The sequence below is a fragment of the Yinghuangia aomiensis genome (genome assembly GCF_039542225.1).
Classification (GTDB): Bacteria; Actinomycetota; Actinomycetes; order Streptomycetales; family Streptomycetaceae; genus Yinghuangia; species Yinghuangia aomiensis.
In genome coordinates this window covers 1-3521 of the sequence record NZ_BAABHS010000081.1, presented here as the reverse complement: position 1 = coordinate 3521, position 3521 = coordinate 1, and the positions used below count along the sequence as shown (strand labels likewise).

At 67.1% G+C, this 3521-nt stretch carries 3 protein-coding genes; all 3 read left to right on the top strand.

Annotated features, from left to right (window positions below; all coding sequences use genetic code 11):
* Positions 1 to 116: 116 nt before the first annotated feature.
* The 3 genes from ABEA93_RS41870 (at position 117) to ABEA93_RS41860 (ending at position 3215) form a co-directional block, all read left to right on the top strand.
* The gene (locus ABEA93_RS41870; protein ID WP_345681269.1) at positions 117 to 872 is read left to right on the top strand and encodes a hypothetical protein; all 756 of its coding nucleotides are present in this window, start codon (positions 117 to 119) and stop codon (positions 870 to 872) included.
* A 31-nt stretch (positions 873 to 903) separates the two neighbouring features.
* Positions 904 to 1284, top strand: coding sequence for a hypothetical protein (locus ABEA93_RS41865; RefSeq protein ID WP_345681268.1), 381 nt, complete (start codon positions 904 to 906; stop codon positions 1282 to 1284).
* Between the two features lie 584 nt (positions 1285 to 1868).
* Positions 1869 to 3215 (top strand): tyrosine-type recombinase/integrase, encoded by a 1347-nt coding sequence (locus tag ABEA93_RS41860; RefSeq protein WP_345681267.1) that lies wholly within the window; start codon positions 1869 to 1871, stop codon positions 3213 to 3215.
* Positions 3216 to 3521: the final 306 nt, after the last annotated feature.

Genomic DNA, 3521 nt, shown 5'->3' with positions numbered 1-3521 from the left:
CCGCTGGGCCAAACGCTGGAAGCCCGCCCTCAACGCCTTCGAAATCACCTTCGAAGGCCGCCTCATCCGCACCACCCACTAACAACCAACATCAACTACCCGTTTACACCATCTACTTGACACACCCGGACTACAAGAATCCGGTCGAAGTCCAGTCCACCCCGTCCGGACGTGTAGTCACACCGTCCTACCTGCCCGGCAAAAAGGGCCGGAGCGCAAGCCAGGTCCCGTACTACTTCCAGCCCGCCGCGCCGAAGGCACCCGCACCGGCGGGTATCGCGAAGCCGCCCGCGGCCGAGCGCCCGACGCCGAAGTTCCTCGGGTACACACCGGACTGCGAGTTGAACGGCTTCTTCACCAACGCGGCGTGCACGGCCGTCAGCAGCCTCGACCCGATCGGCGGCTCCATCATGGAAGCCTCCGACGGTTTCGCCGAGGGCTTGTGGGGGCCCACGTCGCGTATGCCGCTGACGGCGGCGCAGACGACCCGGGCGATCTGGATCAATACGCGCATCACGGGGACGCCCCTCGTTCGTTCCTTCGCCAACGCCTCCAGCAACATCAAGCTGCAGAACGCAGGCAAGGGACTGTTCATCATCGGCACCGCCGCAAGCCTCTATTCCAACTACAAGAGCGCCGATGGAAACCTAGCCCTGGCGACTACCAAGACAGCCGCGCAGGGTGTCACGGTCTGGGGCTTCACGTCGGCGGGTGCAGGTTGGGGCGCAGGCATCGGGACCGCCATTGCGCCTGGGCCCGGGACTGCCATCGGCACCGCTGCGGGGGGATTGGCCGGGGCGGTCGTCGGCACAGTTGCCAGCGGTAAGGTGGGCGATTGGGTGGAAGGCACATGGAACAAGCTCTTCGGATGACCATCGATCATATGTGCGAAAGAACAGGGCAATGGACTATCTGATCGCAGCATTCGGGCTGGCAAGCTGCGCCGGAACGGCCTGGCTCACGGCCCGAGTGTGGAACGATCCTGGCTACATCCGGTATGCCCAGATCGCCTTCAATCCGTTCCCCTTTAATGCCGAGACAAAGAGGGGCCTGGTCCGCGCGCTCGCCCTAACCAGTGCCCAGAGCGGTTTCTTGGGACTGGCCTTCGTGGCCAGTGCCTTGTGGGGCAGCGACGCTCTCTGGGTGTCCATGGGCTGCGTGGTAGCGACGATGCTGGCTGTGGTGCTCCAGGTCGTCGTCGTCTGGACCAACCGTCCCCGGTGGATCGTCCCTCCGCACATGCGGAACGAGCCGGGCCGTGGACGGGCCTCGCAGGCAGCATGAATCCATGGCTATCCGCGCGGGGCACGGGCACCCCCGTGTCCCGCGCGGAAAGCGAACACGCAGCAATTTTCCGCATGCGCTCGAATCGCGGAGTTCCTCGCGCGTCGTCGGCATTGGCAGTGTCGGCCGGCCGGCCAATGACCCTGCCGGACCGGTTCTGGCGGAGGCGTGACCTGCCGCGCTTCAAGATGCATGACCTACGGGGCTGGCCGCGACACTCTCCGTCACTGGACCACTTGACCATCGGAGCGGGTTTACGTGGTCCCGAAATGGGCCCCCGCGTGCTGACGTCTGGGCTATCGCCTCTATGGTCCAGACAAAAAGAGGGTGATGACCTGGGATTTCTTCCTGGTTAGCGACCTGCTCCACCGGAGGCGATCACCATGCGTTCCTCCACCCGTGGCCGTGTCTACCGGCGCTGCGGCTGCCGTGACTCCGATCGGCGCCAGCTCGGTGCGCACTGCCCCAGACTGGCCTCCGACCCTGCGCATGGGACGTGGGCGTTCGCGGTCGATGTTGCAGCCCCGCGTGGTGTCCGCACGACGATGCGGCGGAGTGGGTTCGGTAGCGAGTCGGCGGCCAGGATGGCGTTGCGGCGTGTCCTCGACGGTGAGGCGGGGGGCTACGACGCCGATCCCGATCAGACGGTCGAGGAGTACCTCGAGGGCTGGCTGGGGGCGAAAGAACTCACGCTGAAGCCCACGACGTATGCCCGCTACTGCGACTACGTGACCAACGACTTGATCCCGAGCCTGGGCGCGTTGCGGTTGGACGACCTGGGGCATCGGCAGATCCTGGCTCTGGTGCGCCGGCAGCTCGCGGCAGGGCGCGGCCGCACCACCGTGTACCGGTGCCTGGCGACCCTTTCCAGCGCGTCGGGTGACGCCGTTCGGCACCACCGGTTGGCGTCGAACCCGGCGAGCCCGCCGGTGATGCGTCGGCCGCCGAGCCCCCAGCGGGTCGTGTGGACGGCCGACGAAGCGGCCCGGTTCCTGGAGTACGCACATGTGCACGACCCGTTGTTGGCGGATCTTTGCGAGGTCCTGATCGGGACCGGGATGCGCAAGGGCGAAGCCCTGGGCCCGCATTGGGACGACGTGCACTTGGACGCGGGCGTGCTCTACGTCCGCTACACCCTGTCGTGCGTGGACAGCAATCGTCTGGTCATCACGTCCCCGAAGACCCGCAACAGCCGGAATTGGGTGGCCATTTCGGGACGCGTCGGCGAGGCATTGCGGCGCAGGGCCGCCGAGCAGCGCCGCGACGCGGCCGATCCGCGAAGTGGGCAGTTCGCCGATCTGGTGTTCACCCGCCCGGACGGGCGTCCGCTCCGGCCACAGACGCTTCTCGACCGATTCCGGCGGCTGTCCGCCGAGGTCGGGTTGCCGCGGATCACGATGCACGACCTGCGGCACTTGGCCGCGACCCTCACGATCGCCGCGGGGGTTCCGCTCGTGGTGGTGTCCAAGACGCTGCGGCACTCGACTCTGTCGACGACGGCGAACATCTACGCCCATCTCACGAGGCCCGCCGCGCGCGCTGCGGTCGTCACCATCCAGCGCGTCCTCGCCCAAGCGGAGGAACACCTCACAAACGGCGGCGTGCTGCCGGGTGCGCGCGGCGCGCTGCCGCCGGAGCCCCGCGGATGGCTACAGCAAGTCACCAATTTGATGGACCCCCGCCGCGCCGCTGCTCGGCCTCCGTTCGAGCCCGCGACCACCCTGCGACCACCAGAGGACGCGGGCAGAGGAGTCGGAGCGGCTGATCTCACCTTGTTCGACGGTGAGTTCATGAACGGGGCTCGGCGGCCGGCGCCGGACCGCGACCACCCTGCGACCACCACGCCCCCAGACACCGAAAAGGCCGCCCCCTCCGTGTGGAGAGAACGGCCTCCGACCTGCGTAAACGCTGGTCGGGGCGACAGGATTTGAACCTGCGACCCCTTGACCCCCAGTCAAGTGCCCGCAGTATCTTGCCAGTTCACGTGCATCTAAGAAGCCGTTGCCTTTCCGAGAGTTCGGTGTGCGTTTTCGCTGGTCAGGTATGAAGTGGGTTGTTGTGCGGGAGGGATGACGCGTCGGTGTCGTCTCTTGCGCGGGGGTGTTTGTGCCCGTCGGTGATGGGGTTGTTGGAGGAGCGGGAGATCGCTGCCCGGGTTCGGGTGGAGGAGCTTCGGGCGGAGGCGGACCGGGTCGGGGTCGCGTTGCGGGAGGCCGAGGCGGTGCTGGAACGGCGGG

Bases quoted from the DNA above. Each gene is read 5' to 3' on its own strand.
- ABEA93_RS41860 (WP_345681267.1), top strand. From the start codon at position 1,869: ATGGCGTTGCGGCGTGTCCTCGACGGTGAGGCGGGGGGCTACGACGCC.
- ABEA93_RS41865 (WP_345681268.1), top strand. From the start codon at position 904: ATGGACTATCTGATCGCAGCATTCGGGCTGGCAAGCTGCGCCGGAACG.